The sequence below is a fragment of the Burkholderia sp. Tr-20355 genome, assembly GCF_017104685.1.
Taxonomy (GTDB): Bacteria; Pseudomonadota; Gammaproteobacteria; order Burkholderiales; family Burkholderiaceae; genus Burkholderia; species Burkholderia seminalis.
On sequence record NZ_JAAGPK010000025.1, the window covers coordinates 1 to 16,065 of the forward strand.

Sequence of the window (16,065 nt, forward strand, 5' to 3'; positions counted from 1 at the left end):
TCGTCGCTCTTCAGCCAGCGCTGCGCGCCGCCCCAGGCGACGAGCTGCGCGCCCGGCAACGCGTCGAGCGGCGCGGCAGCCGGCACCGACACGCGCCACAGCGGGCGCGGATCGTCGAAGAACGGCAGCGCAAGGTCGCGCAACCGTGCCCAGAACGCGTCCCCGGCGTCGTCCATCGGATCGCCGCCGATCGTGTCGCGCGCGGCCTTGACCGAGCCGTCGCCACCCTCGATGCGCACGCGCAGCACGCCGTCCGCGTGGCACGCGCCCGCGAGCGGCAGCCCCGCGCGCCGCCATGCGGCGACGCGCTGAACGGCTTCGCCGGCCGCGAGCGTCAACGCGAGATCGCCGGTCGCGCGCGGTTTCGGCAGCACCTTCAGCGACACCTCGGTCACGACGCCGAGACAGCCGAAGCTGCCCGCGAGCAGCCGCGACACGTCGTAGCCCGCGACGTTCTTCATCACTTCGCCGCCGAACCGCAGGTGCTTCGCGTGGCCGGTGATCACGCGGCAGCCGAGCACGAAGTCGCGTACCGCGCCGGCCCACGGGCGGCGCGGTCCCGACAGCGCCGCCGCGAACATCCCGCCGACCGTCGCCGCGCCGCCGAACGACGGCGGCTCGCACGGCAGCATCTGGCCGGCCGTGTCGAGCATTGCTTCGAGATCGGCGAGCGGCGTGCCCGCGCGCGCGGTGACGACGAGCTCGGTCGGGTCGTACGAGACGACGCCGCGATGCATGCGTACGTCGAGCGTGCGGCCTTCGACGGGGCGGCCGAGGCACGCCTTCGTGCCGGCGCCGCGGATGTGCAGCGGCTGGCGATCGTGGATCGCCGCGTCGACCTGCGCGACGAGCGCCGCGCTGTCGTCGATCGATTCGATGTCGCGTCGCATCAGAAGCGCTCCAGTTCGGGAAACGGCAGCTGGCCGTGATGGACGTGCATCGCGCCGAATTCGGCACAGCGGTGCAGCGTCGGGATGTTCTTGCCGGGATTGAGCAGCCCCTGCGGGTCGAACGCGGCCTTCACCGCGTGGAAGAACGTGATTTCGTCGGCGTTGAACTGCACGCACATCTGGTTGATCTTCTCGCGCCCGACGCCGTGCTCGCCGGTGATGCTGCCGCCCGCCGCGACGCACAGCTCGAGGATCCTGCCGCCGAGCGCTTCCGCGCGATCGAGCTCGCCGGGCCGGTTCGCATCGAACAGGATCAGCGGGTGCATGTTGCCGTCACCCGCGTGGAACACGTTCGCGACCGGCAGCCCGTATTCGGCCGACAGCGCGGCGATCCCTTCGAGCACGCGCGGCAGCTCGCGACGCGGGATCGTGCCGTCCATGCAGTAGTAGTCGGGCGACATGCGGCCGACCGCGGGAAACGCGTTCTTGCGGCCGGCCCAGAAGCGCTGGCGCTCGGCCTCGTCGCGCGCGACGCGGATCTCGGTGGCGCCCGCGTCGCGCAGCAGCGCGGCGACGCGCTCGGCATCCTCGTCGACGTCGCTCGCCGCGCCGTCGAGTTCGCACAGCAGGATCGCCTGCGCATCGACCGGGTAGCCCGCATGGATGAAATCCTCGGCCGCGCGGATCGCGAGGTTGTCCATCATCTCGAGGCCGCCGGGAATCACGCCCGCGCCGATGATTCGCGCGACCGCGACGCCGGCCTCGGCGACGTCGTCGAAGCTCGCCATCAGCACCTTCACGCTCGGCGGCTTCGGCAGCAGCTTCACGGTCACTTCGGTGACGATGCCGAGCATGCCTTCGGAGCCGGTGAACAGCGCGAGCAGGTCGAAGCCGGGCGCGTCGAGCGCATCGGCGCCGAGCGTGAGCGTGTCGCCGTCGATCGTCAGGATCTCGACCTTCAGGATGTTGTGCACCGTGAGCCCGTATTTCAGGCAGTGCACGCCGCCCGCGTTTTCGGCGACGTTGCCGCCGATCGAGCATGCGATTTGCGACGACGGATCGGGCGCGTAGTAAAGGCCGTGCGGCGCGGCCGCCTGCGAGATCGCGAGATTGCGCACGCCGGGCTGCACGCGCGCAATGCCGGCATCGGGGTCGATGTCGAGAATCCGGTTGAACTTCGCCATCACCAGCAGGAGGCCTTTTTCGAGCGGCATCGCGCCGCCCGACAGCCCCGTGCCCGCGCCGCGCGCGACGACCGGCACGCCGTGCGCGGCCGCGACGCGCAGCACCGCGCGCACCTGGTCGACCGTGTCGGGCAGCACGACCGCGAGCGGTACCGTGCGGTACGCGGCGAGGCCGTCGCATTCGAACGGCTTGAGCGCCTCGCGTTCGTGCAGCACGTCGAGGCCGGGCGCCGCCGCATGCAGCGCGGCGACGAGCGTGTCACGGTCGACGGTCACCAGCGCGCCGTCGATCCGTTCGTCGTAGATGAAACTCATCGGTCTGTCTCCACCATGCAGGCGGCCGCGCGATGCGCGGCACGCCGGAAGGAAGGGATTCTTGGCGGGCCGCGCGGGCGTGTCCAGATGTCTTCAAGGTGGTCGTACCAGTTTTTCGATCGAGCCTTTTGAGATAGTCGTGGCGGGCCAGGAAAAACCAGTAGGAACAAGGCTTTGTGAGAAAATCGGCGATATCCGTCCAAAGTGGTCATACCAGTATGGGAATGCAGGATCGAGAAGGGCCGGCGCGGCGCGTGGCCGATGTCGTCGCCGAGCGGATCGAACAGCTGATCGTCGACGGCGTGCTGAAGGCCGGGCAGGCGTTGCCGTCCGAACGGCGGCTGACCGAGAAGCTCGGCGTGTCGCGTACGGCCGTGCGCGAAGGGATGAAGCTGCTGCACGCGCGCGGGATCATCGACACGGCGCACGGCAAGGGCTCGTTCGTTGCGAGCCTGACCCCGCAGCGCGAGGTCACGCCGATGATGCATCTGCTCGGCTCGCAGCCGCGCACGCTGTACGACCTGTTCGAGGTGCGCGGGATGCTCGAGGCCGAGGCCGCGCGGCTTGCGGCGCTGCGCGGCACGCCGGCCGATTTCATCCTGATCCGGCGCCGCTACGAGGAAATGACGGCGGCCGACGCGCAGGATCTCGACCCCGCCGCGCGCGCGAAGCTCGATCACGCGTTCCATCTCGCGATCTGCGAGGCGTCGCACAACCCCGTGCTCGTCAATACGCTGCAGTCGCTGACCGACCTGCTGCTCAGTTCGGTGTTCGCGTCGGTGAACAACCTCTATCACCGCGAGCCGTTGAAGAAGCAGATCGACCGCCAGCATGCGCGGCTCTACAACGCGGTTACCGGGCGGTTGCCCGACCAGGCACGCAAGGCCGCGAGCGAACATATCCGCCAGTGCGTCGAGTATCTGCGCGAGATCGAGCAGGAGGAACAGCGGCTCGTACGTTCGACGTTGCGGCTCGAAGGGTGGACTTGAGCAAGCGCTGGTGCGTTCGGGCGATGACGTCGATCAAGTGACGTGCGTTGACGACGCGGGTTGACACGCCAATGCATCATGATGTGACGTATCCGGCGAACAGCGCGCGCTGATTGGCACATTCGTGCAATACGCGCCGTGTACCGTCGAGCGTGTTACGCCATCGATCCCGACAGGAGGATGCTGCATGTCGATGCCGACGCATGGCGGCGGCCCTGATACCCACGCCGGCCCGAATCCGCAAGATGACCGCACGGCGTTGCTGGCGACGCTCGACGAACTGCTGGAGGCCGAGCGCGCGAGCGCACGTGTGGCTTCCGAAACGGCGGCCGAGGTAACCGGCGATCCGGAGCTGCATCGGCTGATCGCGCGCATTCGCCAGGACGACGCGCACGGGTGCGGCGTGCTCGTCGACGCGATCCGGTCGCTCGATGCCGTACCGACGCGCGCGACGGGCGCGTTCCACGAGCAGGCGATGGCGATCGACGATCTGGCGCAGCGGCTGGCGTTCCTGAACCGCGGCCAGCGCTGGGTCGTGCGCAAGCTGCAGACGTTGCTGCCGACGCTTGCCGATCGGGACATGCATCACGCGCTGTCGTTGATGCTGGTCGCGCACGAGAAGAATATCGGGGCGGTGGCGGCGTGGCTGCGCGGCGCGGCGCACGGGGCGCAACCCGCGCCGTAACCGCTAGAATTGCGGTTTTAGCCCGGAATACGTCCATGTCTTTTGCCTCGCTTGGCCTGATCGAGCCGCTGCTGCGTAACCTGCAGGGCCTCAATTACCAGACACCTACGCCGGTGCAGGCCAAGGCGATTCCTGCGGTGCTGAACGGCAAGGACGTCATGGCCGCGGCACAAACCGGCACCGGCAAGACGGCAGGGTTTGCGCTGCCGCTGTTGCAACGGCTCGTGCAACACGGCCCGGCGGTATCCAGCAACCGCGCGCGCGTGCTGGTGCTGGTGCCCACGCGCGAACTGGCCGAACAGGTGCTGCAAAGCTTCGTCGAGTACGGCAAGGGCCTCGATCTGCGTTTCCTGGCCGCCTACGGCGGCGTGAGCATCAACCCGCAGATGATGAAGTTGCGCAAGGGCGTGGACGTGCTCGTTGCCACGCCGGGCCGCCTGCTCGACCTCAATCGCCAGAACGCGGTGCAGTTCGATCAGGTGCAGACGCTGGTGCTGGATGAAGCCGATCGCATGCTGGATCTCGGCTTTGCGCGCGAGCTCAATGCCGTCTTCGCCGCGTTGCCGACGCGGCGCCAGACACTGCTGTTCTCCGCCACGTTTACCGACGATATCCGCGCGATGGCGGCGGGCATCCTGCGTAATCCGGTCGATATCAGCGTCAGCCCGCCCAACGTCACGGCCAGCAAGATCAAGCAGTGGGTGGTGACGGTCGACAAGCGGAACAAGCCCGATCTGTTCATGCACCTGGTGGCCGAGAACAACTGGGAGCACGCGCTGGTATTCGTCAAGACCCGCAATGGCGTCGACTATCTGGCGGCCATGCTGGATGAAGCCGGCTATGCGGTCGACACCATCCACGGCGACAAGCCGCAACCCGCGCGCCTGCGGGCGCTGGAGCGCTTCAAGGCACGCGAAGTACAGATGCTGGTCGCCACCGATGTGGCGGCGCGCGGGCTGGATATCGACGATCTGCCGCTGGTGATCAACGTCGATCTGCCGATCGTCGCGCAGGACTACGTGCACCGCATCGGCCGGACCGGCCGCGCGGGTGCCAGCGGGGTGGCCGTGTCGCTCGTGTGTGCCGATGAAGCGCCGCAACTGGCCGCGATCGAAGCGTTGATCCGGCAAACGCTGCGGCGCGAGGAAGAGCCGGGTTTCGAAGCCGAACACCGCGTGCCGGAGACGAGCGCGACGGGGCAGATCATCAAGAAACCTAAAAAACCGAAGAAGCCCAAGGTGCAGCACGCCGCGCCGGTTGCCAAGCCGGCGCCCGGCAAGAAGCCGCGATCGCCGGGCGGCGAAGGGCAGCGCAAGCCTGCGGCGCAGCATGCGAAGCCGGCCGACAGCGGGCCGGACTACACCATCGGCAGTCCGTTCAGCGTGAAAAAGCCGCCCGGCAAACCTGGCGGCAAGCCAGCGGGCAAGCCTGCCGGCGGCCGGGGCAAACCGTCCAGGTAATCCGGATCGGTCCTTTCAAAGTCGGTCAGCCGATCCGGCTGCATCCGGCAACTGCGGCCTGTTCGGCGTGCGTCGACGTTTGCTGAAACAGGTCGTGCGTACGTCGCGCGCGGACAGGCGTAGCCATGGCCGACGGCCACGATCAACCGTCAGGCGGTGGACGTGCTTGAAACCCGTCGTTGCATGCGTGCCATGACGCGCGTTGCTCGACCCGTTGTCCAGGCCGTCACTTCGGCCATCGCCAGGTCGGATCGCTCAGATGTTCGGCGAAGTAATCGGACAGCGCCGCGACCTTCGCCGGTCGCGCGCGCGCCGACGGCGTCACGAAGTAAAGACCGCCCTTCGTCAGCGACCAGTCGGTGAGGATCGCTTCGAGACGCCCGTCGGCCAGATATTCGCCGGCGATGAACTCGGGCAGTTCGGCAATCGCCAGGCCCTCGAGCAGCGTGGGCAGCAGCGCATCGGCGTTCGTCACGCGCAGCGGGCCCGCCGGCATCACCGGTTCCTCCTCGCCCGCGTCGTTCGTGAAGCGCCACACGGCGCTGCGTGCACGGTACGCGTACGAGAGACACGGACGGTTCGCCAGTTCGCGCGGATGCGCGGGCCGCCCTTCGCGCCGCAGATACTCCGGCGACGCCACCACGTATTGCGTGACCGCGCACAGCCGCCGGGCGACCAGCGACGAATCCGGCAGCGCGGCGATACGCAGGGCGGCGTCGAACCCGTCGCCGACCAGATCGACCGACGCGTCCGACAGATGCAGGTCGATCGACACCTCCGGGTATGCGCGAAAGAAGCCGGGCAGCAACGGCGCGACCCAGCGCAGCCCGTACGACATCGGCACGGCCAGCCGCACCAGCCCGCGCGGCTGTACCGACATTTCGCGCGCCGAGCTTTCCGCCTCCTCGGCCTGGCGATAGATCTCGCCGGCTTTCTCGCTGATCGTCCGGCCGAACTCGGTGAGCGAGAGCTGACGCGACGTGCGATTGAACAGCCGCGCGCCCAGCCGGTCCTCCAGGCGGGCCACGCCGCGCGAGACCGTGGCGACCGACACGCCGGTCGCGCGCGCCGCGGCTGCGAACGATCCGTGCTCGGCCACCTTCGCGAACATCGCGAGCCCTTCGAAATCGGGAAGTTGAGCCATGTCCTTGTCTTTTCATTTATGCAACGTTTGATTGCAATCAATTCTATTTCGAAAAGATAAGGCCGTCGATATTCTCCTCACATCGCAGCAAGCCGCTGCGACGCAAACATCACCGACTCATCGAAAGGAGCACTACCATGGCACGCAAACTCGACAACAAGATCGCACTCGTCACCGGCGCAACCAGCGGCATCGGCCTCGCCACCGCGCAACGCTTCGCGGCGGAAGGCGCGCACGTCTATCTCACGGGCCGCCGACAGGCGGAACTCGATGCCGCCGTGAAAGGCATTCGCGAAGCCGGCGGCAACGCGACCGGCGTCCGTTCGGATTCCACCCGGCTCGATGAACTCGACGCGCTGTATGCGCAAATCAAGGAAGAACAGGGCCGCCTCGACGTGCTGTTCGTGAACGCCGGCGGCGGCTCGATGCTGCCGCTTGGCAACATCACCGAAGCGCACTACGACGACACCTTCGACCGCAACGTGAAGGGCGTGCTGTTCACGGTGCAAAAAGCGCTGCCGCTGCTTGCCGAGGGCGGATCGGTGATTCTCACCGGCTCGACGGCCGGTAGCGCGGGCACTGCCGCGTTCAGCGTGTACTCGGCTTCGAAGGCGGCGGTGCGGGCGTTTGCGCGCAGCTGGATTCTCGACCTCAAGGACCGCCGTGTGCGCGTGAACACGATCAGCCCGGGCGCGACCCGTACGCCGGGCCTGCTGGATCTTGCCGGCGACGACGCCGCGCAGCGCCAGGGGCTGGCCGATTATCTGGCTGCGCAGATCCCGATGGGGCGGCTCGGCGAGCCCGGCGAGATCGCGAGCGCGGCGCTGTTCCTGGCCTCGGACGACGCGAGCTTCGTGAACGGCATCGAACTGTTCGTCGATGGCGGTCAGCAGCAGATCTGAGCGTTGCCGGGGCGCCCGGGGTGTGGGGGACGCGGTCTTCGACGATCGCGATCCGCACCCGGCGTACCCGAATCGAGCTTCATCATGATCGAACATCGGCCTTTTCTTGCGCTGGGCGTGCTGCGGCGCGGCGGTGTCGACGCCCGCCGGCATTTCCGCGAGGGCGTCGACCCTGCGCTGCCCGGCCCGCTCTACGGATGGGACGACGTCGAATTCGCGCCGCACTCGGGCCTCGGCATGCAGGTTCACCGCGACGTCGAGATCGTCACATGGGTGCGTTCGGGCGCCATCACGCACGAGGACGACGCGGGCAATCGCGTGCGTCTGGTCGCCGATTCCGTCCATGTGACGAGTGCCGGCGCGGCGTTTCATCACGCCGAGCGCAACGAGGAAAACGTACCCGCGCGGCAGTTCCGAATCTGGCTGCGTCCGCGCACACCGGCCGGCACCGCGCGCTGCGCGACGCGCGTCTGTTCGCCCGGATGTCGCGACGGCCGATTCGTGACGGTGGCGAGCGGCGATCCAGACGATGTTCGCGCCGGCGCGCTGCCCCTTCACGCCGACGCACGTGTGCGTATCGCGATGCTGCGCGAAGGCACGACGATGCAGCACGGGTTGCCGCTACCGGGCGCCGCCTATCTGGTTGCGGATCACGGGCGGCTGGACGTCGGGCCGATCAGGCTGGCGCAACGCGACGGCATCGCCGTTCGCGATGAAACGTGGCTCGCGTTGCGGGCGCGAGACGACACGGAGGTCGTGATCGTCGAGCGCCTGCGCCGGGGCAGGCGCGCCGACAGGTGACATCGAGCGGCATCGCCTTCCAATCCGCACGGCATGAAAAAAGCCCGCCGAAGCGGGCAACCTCACGATGCGGAGGGGGAGATACGAAAAACGCTTGCGGCGCGCGTTCAGCCTTTCGTTGCGCCGAACGTGAGCCCCGCGACGAAATGCTTCTGCATCGCGAAGAACATCGCGACCGACGGCAGCGCGGCGAGAATCGACCCGGCCGACACGAGATTCCACGACGTCGTCCATTGCCCCTTCAGCGCCGCGACGCCGGCGGTGATCGGCGCGGCCTCGTCGCCCTGCGTGAGACACAGCGCCCAGAAGTAGTCGTTCCACACGAACGTAAACACGAGAATCGCCAGCGCGGCCAGCGCGGGCCGGATCAGCGGCAGCACGATGCGCCAGAACACCGTCCATTCGCCCGCGCCTTCGATGCGCGCCGCCTCGATCAGCTCGAACGGCAACTGCTTGATGAAGTTGCGCAGGAACAGCGTGCAGAACCCGGTCTGGAACGCGACGTGAAACAGGATCAGCGCTTCGACCGTATTGAACACGCCGAGCCTCAGCGACAGGTCGCGCACCGGAATCATCAGCACCTGCACCGGCACGAAGTTGCCGGCGACGAACGTGCCGAACAGCGCGGTATTGCCGCGGAACCGGTAGGTCGCGAGCGCGAAGCCGGCCATCGCCGCGAGCGCGATCGAGCCGATCACGGACGGCACCGTGATCTGCACGCTGTTCCAGAAGTAATGCAGCATTGGCGACGTCGTCAGCGCGTCGCGGTAGTTCTCGACCATCGCGAAGCGGCGCGGCCAGCCCCAGTAGTGGCCTTCGACGAGTTCTTCGGTCGAGCGCACCGACGTGACGAACACGGCGATCATCGGCATCAGCCAGATCAGCAGCGCGACGGGCAGCGACAGCTTGTACAGCCGGCGCGAGACGGGCTTCCATTGGGCAACGGGCGTCGGAAACATGATGAAGCCTCTCCGGTGGGTCACTGCTCGTTGCGCAGCATGCGGCGCAACTGGAACACGATGTAGACGAGCATGATCGCGAACAGCACGGCGGCGATCGACGCGGAATAGCCCAGCCGGTAATACTTGATCGCCTGGTCGTACATGTAATACGCGAGCACGGTCGAACTCTCGAACGGGCCGCCGCTCGTCATCACCGAGATCAGGTCGAAGCTGCGCAGCGCGCCGATTACCGTGACGACGATCGCCATGAAGGTGGTCGGCCGCAACTGCGGCAGCACGACGTGCCACAGCAGCGCGAAGCCGCGCGCGCCTTCCATCCGCGCGGCCTCGATCTGTTCCGGGTTGACCGACGTGAGGCCGGTCAGGTACAGGATCATGCAGTACGCCGTCTGCGGCCACAGCGCGGCGAACACGACGCCGAGCGTCGCGTAGCGTGCGTCGCCGAGTACCGGGATGCCGTGCCCGACGATCAACGCGAGCAGCCCGAAGGTCGGATCGTAGAACCACGAGAAGTTCAGGCCGACGACCACGCCGGACAGCACGAACGGCGCGAAGAACAGCGATTTCACGAGGCGGATGCCGCCGACCGCCTGGTTCAGGTACAGCGCGAGCGCGAGGCCGAGCGGCGGCGCGAGCATGAAGAGCGCGAGCCAGATCACGTTGTTGCGCAGCGCCGTGTAGAAGGTCGGCGCCTGCAGCAGTTCGGCATAGTTCGCGAGACCGACGAACGTGCGCTCGGTCATCCCGTCCCAGTTGTACAGGCTCAGCCACAGCGTCGACAGGATCGGCCAGATCACATAGACGGCCACCATCGCGCAGGCCGGCGCGAGAAACAGCCACGCGGCGCGCCGTTGCCGCCGCACGGCGGGCGACGGGCGGCGCGCGGGCAACGCGGCGGCGGATGTCCCGCGCGGCGGCGGCGCGGTGCCGCCGCGCGGGGGGGACGTGATCGGACTGGACACGGCAAGCCTCCTGAACGGACAGGGCGGCGCGCGGCCGCCGGTTGGGTCACGCGGTCACTTCTTGTAGATCCGCTTGCGGGTCTGTTCGAGTTGCGCGAGCACCGTATCGAGCTGCGCGGGATTCGCGAGGAACTGCTGCATGCCTTTCATCCCTTCGTCGGCCATTTCCTTCGTCATGTCGCGATCGTAGAACTGCGCGACGCCGCCCTTCGTGTCGGCGAGAATCCGGAACCCGATGCGCGAGACCGGATCGGCCGGCTCGGGCGACTTGCTGTTGGCCGACAGCGAGCCGAGCCCTTCCGCGAGCTTCGCGCCCATCTCGGGCGTTTCGACGAATGCGAGGAACGTGCGCGCATCGGCCTTGTTCTTCGCCTTGGTCGGGATGTGCAGCGATTCGACCGGGCCGTCCTCGGCGGTCGGCACCTTCGGGTCGATGATCGGGAAGCGGTAGTAGCCCATTTCCGGTTTCACGTTCGGCGGAAAGCCCGCCGCGATGAAGGTGCCCATCAGCATCATCGCGGCCTTGCCCTGGAACAGGAACGGCTGCGCGCCGTCGAGATCGTAGGACAGCGCGTTGTCGATGAAGTAGCCGGCGTCGATCAGCGACTTCCACGTCGTGTAGACCTTCTTCACGCGCGGGTCGGTGTACGGCACGTCGCCGGCCATCAGTTGCTGGTGGAACGCGTTGCCGTTCAGGCGCAGGTCGAGATAGTCGAACCAGCCGGCAAGCGTCCACGCGTCGCGGCCGCCGATCGCGACCGGCGTGATGCCGGCCGCCTTCAGCTTCTTGCACGCGTCGAGAAACTGGTCCCACGTCTTCGGCTCGTCGGCGATGCCGACCTTGCGGAACAGGTCCTTGCGGTAGAACAGCCCCCACGAGTAGTAGACGGTGGGCGCCGCATACTGCTTGCCGTTGTACGACGAGGCATCGCGCGTCGACGCGTACATCGCGCCCCAGCCGTTCTTGGTCCAGTCGCCGCTCAGGTCCTCGAACAGCCCGCGCTTCGCGTAGTACGCCATCCGCTCGCCCGCGTGCCAGTTCACGACGTCCGGTGCGACGGTCGTCAGCCACGCGGGGAGTTGCACCTTGTACGCTTCCTCGTCGACGAAGGTCGCCTTCACGTCGATGTCGGGATGCGCCTTGTGGAACGCGTCGAGCGTCGATTGCCAGACCGCGCGCTGGCTCGCGCCCTTGAACGCGATATTGATGGTCAGCGTGCCGGCATCGGCGGGCGCCGTCGCGCCGAGCGATGCGAACGCGATGGTGGCGGCCGCGGCGAGCCGGGCGGCGGCGCGAAGGGGGCGATGTGTCATGCGTGTCTCCATTCCAGTGTGTCGTCTTGTGCGTGACCGGCGCGTCGCGGCGCCGGTGGCGGGGGGGCTACGAACGGCTGCGATACACGGCCACGTCCTGCGGCCCGACTTGCGCGGCGCCGAGCACGAACGCCGACGGCGGCACCGCATCGATCGTGTGCGGCGCGTTGCCGTAGTTGAAAACGTAGGTCAGGCCGCCGCGCCGGCTCACCCGCACGCCGTCGCCGAGCGGCGTCGGCGCGAGGCCCGCGTCGGTCGCGACGTCGGCGAACAGCTTCGCGGTGGTCGCGGCGTCGAACAGCGCGGCCCAGTAGTGCAGCGCGCCATGCGACACGCAGGCCGGATGACCGTCGGCGAAACGCGCATGCACGACGCTGCGCGTTTCGTCGTGGAGCTCGACGAAGTCGCGCCAGTGGCGCGCGTCGCCCGCGAGCGGCGAGCCGTCGCGCAACGTGCCGTCGATCCGCTCGGTCACGTTCGGCCGCAGCGATTCGACGCGCCACACGCGCACCGGCAGGATCGACGCGAGCGGGCCGGGCGGCAGCGTCGGCGGAATCTGCAGGTCGACGGTCTTCGAACCCGTACGCGGCCCGAATACCGCATGCGCGCCCGAGGCGGCGAGCCGTGCCGCGAAATCGTCCGGCACGACGGGCAGCGGCGGCACGACGACGAGGCGATAGCCGTCGAGCGGCGCGTGCGGCGACACGATGTCGACGTCCAGGCCGAGCGAGCGCAGCGCCGAGTAGTAGTCGAACGCGACGCGCGGGTAGTGGAAATCGGCGCCTTGCGGCTGCACTTCGAACAGCCACTTCGCTTCATAGTCGAACACGAGCGCGACCGGGGCGCGCACCGTGCCGTTCGCGTCGGCATCGGCGCCGGCATCGAGCACGGTGGCGATTTCGCGTGCGACGCGCTGCGCCTCGCGGCCGCCTTCGTCGAGCCGGTTGTCCGGCGTATTGAGGCCCGCATGCATCTGCTCCTGCGCGAACGGCGCCTGCCGCCAGCGGAAGTAGGACACGCAGCCGGCGCCATGCGCGAACGCTTCCCAGCTCCACAGGCGCACCATGCCCGGCAGCGGCGCGGGGTTCCACTGGGCCCAGTTCACGGGTCCCGGCTGCTGTTCCATCACCCAGAACGGCAGCTTCGACATCCCGCGATACAGATCGTGATTGAACGACGCGAAATCCGGATGGCCGGTGCGCAGCCAGCGCGCCTTCACGTCGGGCGCGAACCAGAGCTCCTCGAGCGCGCCGAGCGGGTAGCTGTCCCACGTCGCGATGTCGAGGTCGCGCGCCACCTCGTAGTGATCGAACTCGGTGAACAGCTGCATGAAGTTGTGCGCGACCGCCCGGCCCGGCGAATGCGCGCGGATCACGTCGACCTGCATCCGGTGATAGCGCGCGACTTCGTCGGATGCGAAGCGCCGGTAATCGAGACGATGCGACGGATGGGCTTCGGTCACGGTGCCGACGGGCGCGTCGATTTCGTCGAAACGGCGATACTCCATGCTCCAGAACACGGTGCCCCATGCGCGGTTCAGCGCGTCGATCGTGCCGTAGCGCGCCTTCAGCCACGCACGGAAGCGCACGAGCGCGGCCGGCGAGTAGCTGACGACGGTCTGGTGGCAGCCGAGTTCGTTGTCGGTCTGCCAGTGGCGCACGGCGGGATGGCGGCCGTAGCGTTCGGCGACGGCCGTGCAGATCTGCCGCGACGCTTCCAGATAGGTCGGCGACGAGAAGTCGTAGTGGCGGCGCGAGCCGAACGCGCGCGGCCGGCCGTCGGCACCGATCGCTAGGATGTCGGGATGGCGGTCGACCAGCCATTTCGGCGGCGTCGCGGTCGGCGTGCACATCACGATCTCGAGGCCGGCCGCGCCGAGCACGTCGACCGCGCGGTCGAGCCAGCCCCAGTCGTATTCGCCCGGCGACGGCTCGATGCGGCTCCACGCGAATTCGGCGATCCGCACCTGCTCGATACCGAGCGCTTTCATCCGGCGGGCGTCATCGGCCCACATCGATTCCGGCCAGTGTTCCGGGTAGTAGCAGACTCCGAGGCGCATGCCGATCCTTATGCGTAGTGGTGGACGTGGACGTCGGCGCACGCGGGCACCGCGCGGCCGTCTTCGGTGAAGAGATGGCAGGCCGCGGCCGGCGCATGCAGGTGCACGCGCTCGCCGGTGCGCACCTGCGCGTCGCCGGGCACCTTCGCGATCAGCGGTGCGCCGCCGGGCCCGTCGAGGTGCACGTAGGTCTGTTCGCCGAGGCGTTCGACGAGCGCGACGTCGCGCGCGAGCGTCGTGGCGTCGAGCGCGACGCCGAGCGTCAGGTGTTCGGGGCGAATGCCGAGCGTCACGGCGGCGCCGGCGCCAAGTGCCGAGCCGTCGCGCGGCAGCGCGAAGGTCTCGCCGGACGGCACGAGCGTGACGGTCGTGCGATGCGCGTCGCACGCGGTCACGACGGCCGGCAGGAAGTTCATGCGCGGCGACCCGATGAAACCCGCGACGAAGCGGCTGACCGGATGGTGGTAGAGGTCGAGCGGCGCGCCGACCTGCGCGATGCTGCCGTGCTGCGCGGTATCCGCGCCGGCGTGCAGCAGCACGATCTTGTCGGCGAGCGTCATCGCTTCGGTCTGGTCGTGCGTCACGTAGACGACGCTCGCGCGTTCGAACTGCCGGTGCAGCCGCGCGATCTCGATGCGGGTCTGGCCGCGCAGCGCCGCGTCGAGATTCGACAGCGGTTCGTCGAACAGGAACACGCCGGGCTCGCGCACGATCGCGCGGCCGATCGCGACGCGCTGCCGCTGACCGCCGGACAGCGCCTTCGGCTTGCGGTCGAGCAGCGTGTCGAGCTGCAGGATGCGCGCGGCGTCGCGCACCTTGCGGTCGATCTCGGCTTTCGGCACCCGTGCGAGCTTCAGCCCGAACGCCATGTTCTCGTACACCGTCATGTGCGGAAACAGCGCGTAGCTCTGGAACACCATCGCGACGCCGCGCTCGGCGGCCGGCACGTCGTCGACGCGGCGGCCGTCGATCGACAGTTCGCCCGCGCTCAGGTCCTCGAGCCCGGCGATCATGCGCAGCAGCGTCGACTTGCCGCAACCGGACGGCCCGAGGAACACGCAGAACTCGTGCGCACCGATCTCCAGATCGACGTCGCGTATCACCGGCGCGTGATCGCCGTAGGCTTTCTGCACGCGCCGCATCGAGATGCTCGCCATTGTCTCCGCTCCATGTTTTAATGCGCCGTACTGCATGATTAAGCGCTTAATCATCGCGATCAAAAAAAGAGGCGATGCGATCGCGTCCGAGTCGCGCCCGTCGGGCGGCGGCAAGGTGTGCGGCGATAGTGCGCCGCTTCGGTGAGCGAAGCAAATATTGGATCGACGTCTCATATAGTGAGCAAACGATGGCAACCCTGGATGAAGTGGCGCGTCGCGCCGGCGTGACGGCCGCGACGGTGTCGAACGTGCTGCGCGGCCGCGGCCGGGTGGGCGAGGCGACGCGGGCGCGCGTGCTGGAAGCCGTCGAGGCGCTCGGGTACCGGCCGCATCTCGCCGCGCGGGCGCTGGCGGAAGGGCGCGCGCCGACGGTCGCGCTGATGGTGTCGAGCATCGCGAACCCGTTCTACCCGGAATTCGCGCTGGCGGTCGAACGGGCGGTGCGCCGCAACGGGCAGTTCCTGATCGTCTGCAATACGAATGAGGATCCGTTGCAGGGGCGCGCGTATCTCGACCAGATCGCCGGCACGATCTCGGAAGGGATTCTCGTGACCAACGCGAACCTGCACCTGCCGGATCTGCTCGACGTCGCGCGGCGCGGCGTGCCGGTCGTGCTGTGCCTGTGGGAGCGGCCCGAGGCGCCGCCCGACGGCCTGCCGTGCGTGGCGATCGATTTCCGCGAGGCGGGACGGATCGCGACACGGCATCTGCTCGAACTCGGCCACCGGCGGATTGGCGTGATCGTCGGCGGGTCGGCAAGCGGCGTGCAGGCGGCGCGCTACGACGGGTTCGTCGACGTGATGCGCGAGGCCGGGCTCGACGCGTCGGTCGTCGCGGCCGAGCCCGATTCGATCGAAGGCGGCGTGCGCGCGGCGGGGCGGCTGCTCGATGCGCATCCGAGCCTGACCGCGCTGGTGGCCACCAACGACCTGCCGGCGATCGGCGCGATGCATGCGGCGGCCGACCGTGGCAGGCGCGTGCCCGACGATCTGTCGATCGTCGGGATGACCGACATTCATCTGGCCAGCGACACGCGCCCGACGCTGACGACCGTCGCGATCCCGACTGCCGAGGCGGCCGGCCTCGCGGTCGAACTGCTCAATACATTGCGCGAGGCGGGCGGATGGAGCGACGAGGCGCCGCGCATGCGTGTCGCGTCGTTGCCGAAACTGAGGGTGCGCGGCACGACCGGGCAGGCGCCGCGCGCGGCATAGCGCGGGGCGAACCGGCGCGCACCGGTC

Annotated in this window: 13 protein-coding genes and 1 pseudogene; 6 read left to right on the forward strand and 8 right to left on the reverse strand. The window is 68.4% G+C overall.

All coding sequences use genetic code 11. The features are described 5' to 3' along the window. On the reverse strand, window positions 1-890 hold an 890-nt coding region (glcE, locus tag G3N62_RS09075; protein ID WP_206141226.1), incomplete at its 3' end, for a glycolate oxidase subunit GlcE. Beyond that, window positions 890-2,389, reverse strand: coding sequence for a glycolate oxidase subunit GlcD (gene glcD, locus G3N62_RS09080; RefSeq protein ID WP_124670767.1), 1,500 nt, complete (start codon window positions 2,387-2,389; stop codon window positions 890-892). The genes glcE and glcD, both read right to left, overlap by 1 nt. A gap of 218 nt (window positions 2,390-2,607) precedes the next feature. Here glcD and glcC point away from each other — a divergent pair, with 218 nt between their 5' ends. From glcC to G3N62_RS09095, 3 genes and pseudogenes are all read left to right on the forward strand, one after another. Then, entirely contained in the window at window positions 2,608-3,378 is a 771-nt protein-coding gene (gene glcC / locus G3N62_RS09085; protein WP_049030349.1) for a transcriptional regulator GlcC, read from the forward strand. Between the two features lie 250 nt (window positions 3,379-3,628). Further along, window positions 3,629-4,063 (forward strand): annotated as a pseudogene (locus tag G3N62_RS09090) (DUF6306 domain-containing protein); the annotation flags it as partial. Window positions 4,064-4,098: 35 nt separating this feature from the next. Then, the gene (locus tag G3N62_RS09095; RefSeq protein WP_124670766.1) at window positions 4,099-5,523 is read left to right on the forward strand and encodes a DEAD/DEAH box helicase; all 1,425 of its coding nucleotides are present in this window, start codon (window positions 4,099-4,101) and stop codon (window positions 5,521-5,523) included. 226 nt (window positions 5,524-5,749) lie between these two features. Here G3N62_RS09095 and G3N62_RS09100 read toward each other — a convergent pair whose 3' ends face one another. Further along, window positions 5,750-6,667: a LysR family transcriptional regulator gene (locus G3N62_RS09100; RefSeq protein ID WP_059559239.1), complete on the reverse strand. Its 918-nt coding sequence runs from the start codon at window positions 6,665-6,667 to the stop codon at window positions 5,750-5,752. Window positions 6,668-6,804: 137 nt separating this feature from the next. Here G3N62_RS09100 and G3N62_RS09105 point away from each other — a divergent pair, with 137 nt between their 5' ends. Together G3N62_RS09105 and G3N62_RS09110 are read left to right on the forward strand one after the other, a co-directional pair. After that, window positions 6,805-7,569 (forward strand): SDR family oxidoreductase, encoded by a 765-nt coding sequence (locus G3N62_RS09105; RefSeq protein WP_124670765.1) that lies wholly within the window; start codon window positions 6,805-6,807, stop codon window positions 7,567-7,569. Window positions 7,570-7,653: 84 nt separating this feature from the next. Next, window positions 7,654-8,370 carry a pirin family protein gene (locus G3N62_RS09110; protein ID WP_059559234.1) on the forward strand — a complete coding sequence of 239 codons (717 nt, stop codon included), beginning with the start codon at window positions 7,654-7,656 and terminating at the stop codon, window positions 8,368-8,370. Window positions 8,371-8,477: 107 nt separating this feature from the next. On the opposite strand, the gene G3N62_RS09115 is transcribed toward G3N62_RS09110, so the two are convergent. From G3N62_RS09115 to ugpC, 5 genes are all read right to left on the reverse strand, one after another. Continuing rightward, window positions 8,478-9,329, reverse strand: a complete 852-nt coding sequence (locus G3N62_RS09115) for a carbohydrate ABC transporter permease (RefSeq protein ID WP_034187583.1) — start codon at window positions 9,327-9,329, stop codon at window positions 8,478-8,480. Between the two features lie 20 nt (window positions 9,330-9,349). Then, entirely contained in the window at window positions 9,350-10,294 is a 945-nt protein-coding gene (locus G3N62_RS09120; protein ID WP_124670764.1) for a sugar ABC transporter permease, read from the reverse strand. Between the two features lie 54 nt (window positions 10,295-10,348). Next, a complete protein-coding gene (locus G3N62_RS09125) occupies window positions 10,349-11,608 on the reverse strand; it encodes an extracellular solute-binding protein (RefSeq protein WP_124670763.1) in 1,260 nt (419 codons plus the stop codon). A 67-nt stretch (window positions 11,609-11,675) separates the two neighbouring features. Next, the gene (locus G3N62_RS09130; RefSeq protein ID WP_124670762.1) at window positions 11,676-13,667 is read right to left on the reverse strand and encodes a beta-galactosidase; all 1,992 of its coding nucleotides are present in this window, start codon (window positions 13,665-13,667) and stop codon (window positions 11,676-11,678) included. An 8-nt stretch (window positions 13,668-13,675) separates the two neighbouring features. Then, window positions 13,676-14,824, reverse strand: a complete 1,149-nt coding sequence (gene ugpC / locus G3N62_RS09135; RefSeq protein ID WP_124670761.1) for a sn-glycerol-3-phosphate ABC transporter ATP-binding protein UgpC — start codon at window positions 14,822-14,824, stop codon at window positions 13,676-13,678. A gap of 188 nt (window positions 14,825-15,012) precedes the next feature. On the opposite strand from ugpC, the gene G3N62_RS09140 reads away from it, so the two are divergent. Then, on the forward strand, window positions 15,013-16,038 hold the full coding sequence (locus tag G3N62_RS09140) for a LacI family DNA-binding transcriptional regulator (protein WP_124608477.1): 1,026 nt from the start codon (window positions 15,013-15,015) through the stop codon (window positions 16,036-16,038). Window positions 16,039-16,065 lie beyond the last annotated feature (27 nt).

What these genes read in the sequence shown, in the direction of transcription:
- G3N62_RS09100 (WP_059559239.1), bottom strand. Translation starts at nt 6,667, where the DNA reads ATGGCTCAACTTCCCGATTTCGAAGGGCTCGCGATGTTCGCGAAGGTG.
- G3N62_RS09105 (WP_124670765.1), top strand. Translation starts at nt 6,805, where the DNA reads ATGGCACGCAAACTCGACAACAAGATCGCACTCGTCACCGGCGCAACC.
- glcC (WP_049030349.1), top strand. Translation starts at nt 2,608, where the DNA reads ATGGGAATGCAGGATCGAGAAGGGCCGGCGCGGCGCGTGGCCGATGTC.
- glcD (WP_124670767.1), bottom strand. Translation starts at nt 2,389, where the DNA reads ATGAGTTTCATCTACGACGAACGGATCGACGGCGCGCTGGTGACCGTC.
- G3N62_RS09125 (WP_124670763.1), bottom strand. Translation starts at nt 11,608, where the DNA reads ATGACACATCGCCCCCTTCGCGCCGCCGCCCGGCTCGCCGCGGCCGCC.
- ugpC (WP_124670761.1), bottom strand. Translation starts at nt 14,824, where the DNA reads ATGGCGAGCATCTCGATGCGGCGCGTGCAGAAAGCCTACGGCGATCAC.
- G3N62_RS09095 (WP_124670766.1), top strand. Translation starts at nt 4,099, where the DNA reads ATGTCTTTTGCCTCGCTTGGCCTGATCGAGCCGCTGCTGCGTAACCTG.
- G3N62_RS09140 (WP_124608477.1), top strand. Translation starts at nt 15,013, where the DNA reads ATGGCAACCCTGGATGAAGTGGCGCGTCGCGCCGGCGTGACGGCCGCG.
- G3N62_RS09115 (WP_034187583.1), bottom strand. Translation starts at nt 9,329, where the DNA reads ATGTTTCCGACGCCCGTTGCCCAATGGAAGCCCGTCTCGCGCCGGCTG.
- G3N62_RS09130 (WP_124670762.1), bottom strand. Translation starts at nt 13,667, where the DNA reads ATGCGCCTCGGAGTCTGCTACTACCCGGAACACTGGCCGGAATCGATG.
- G3N62_RS09110 (WP_059559234.1), top strand. Translation starts at nt 7,654, where the DNA reads ATGATCGAACATCGGCCTTTTCTTGCGCTGGGCGTGCTGCGGCGCGGC.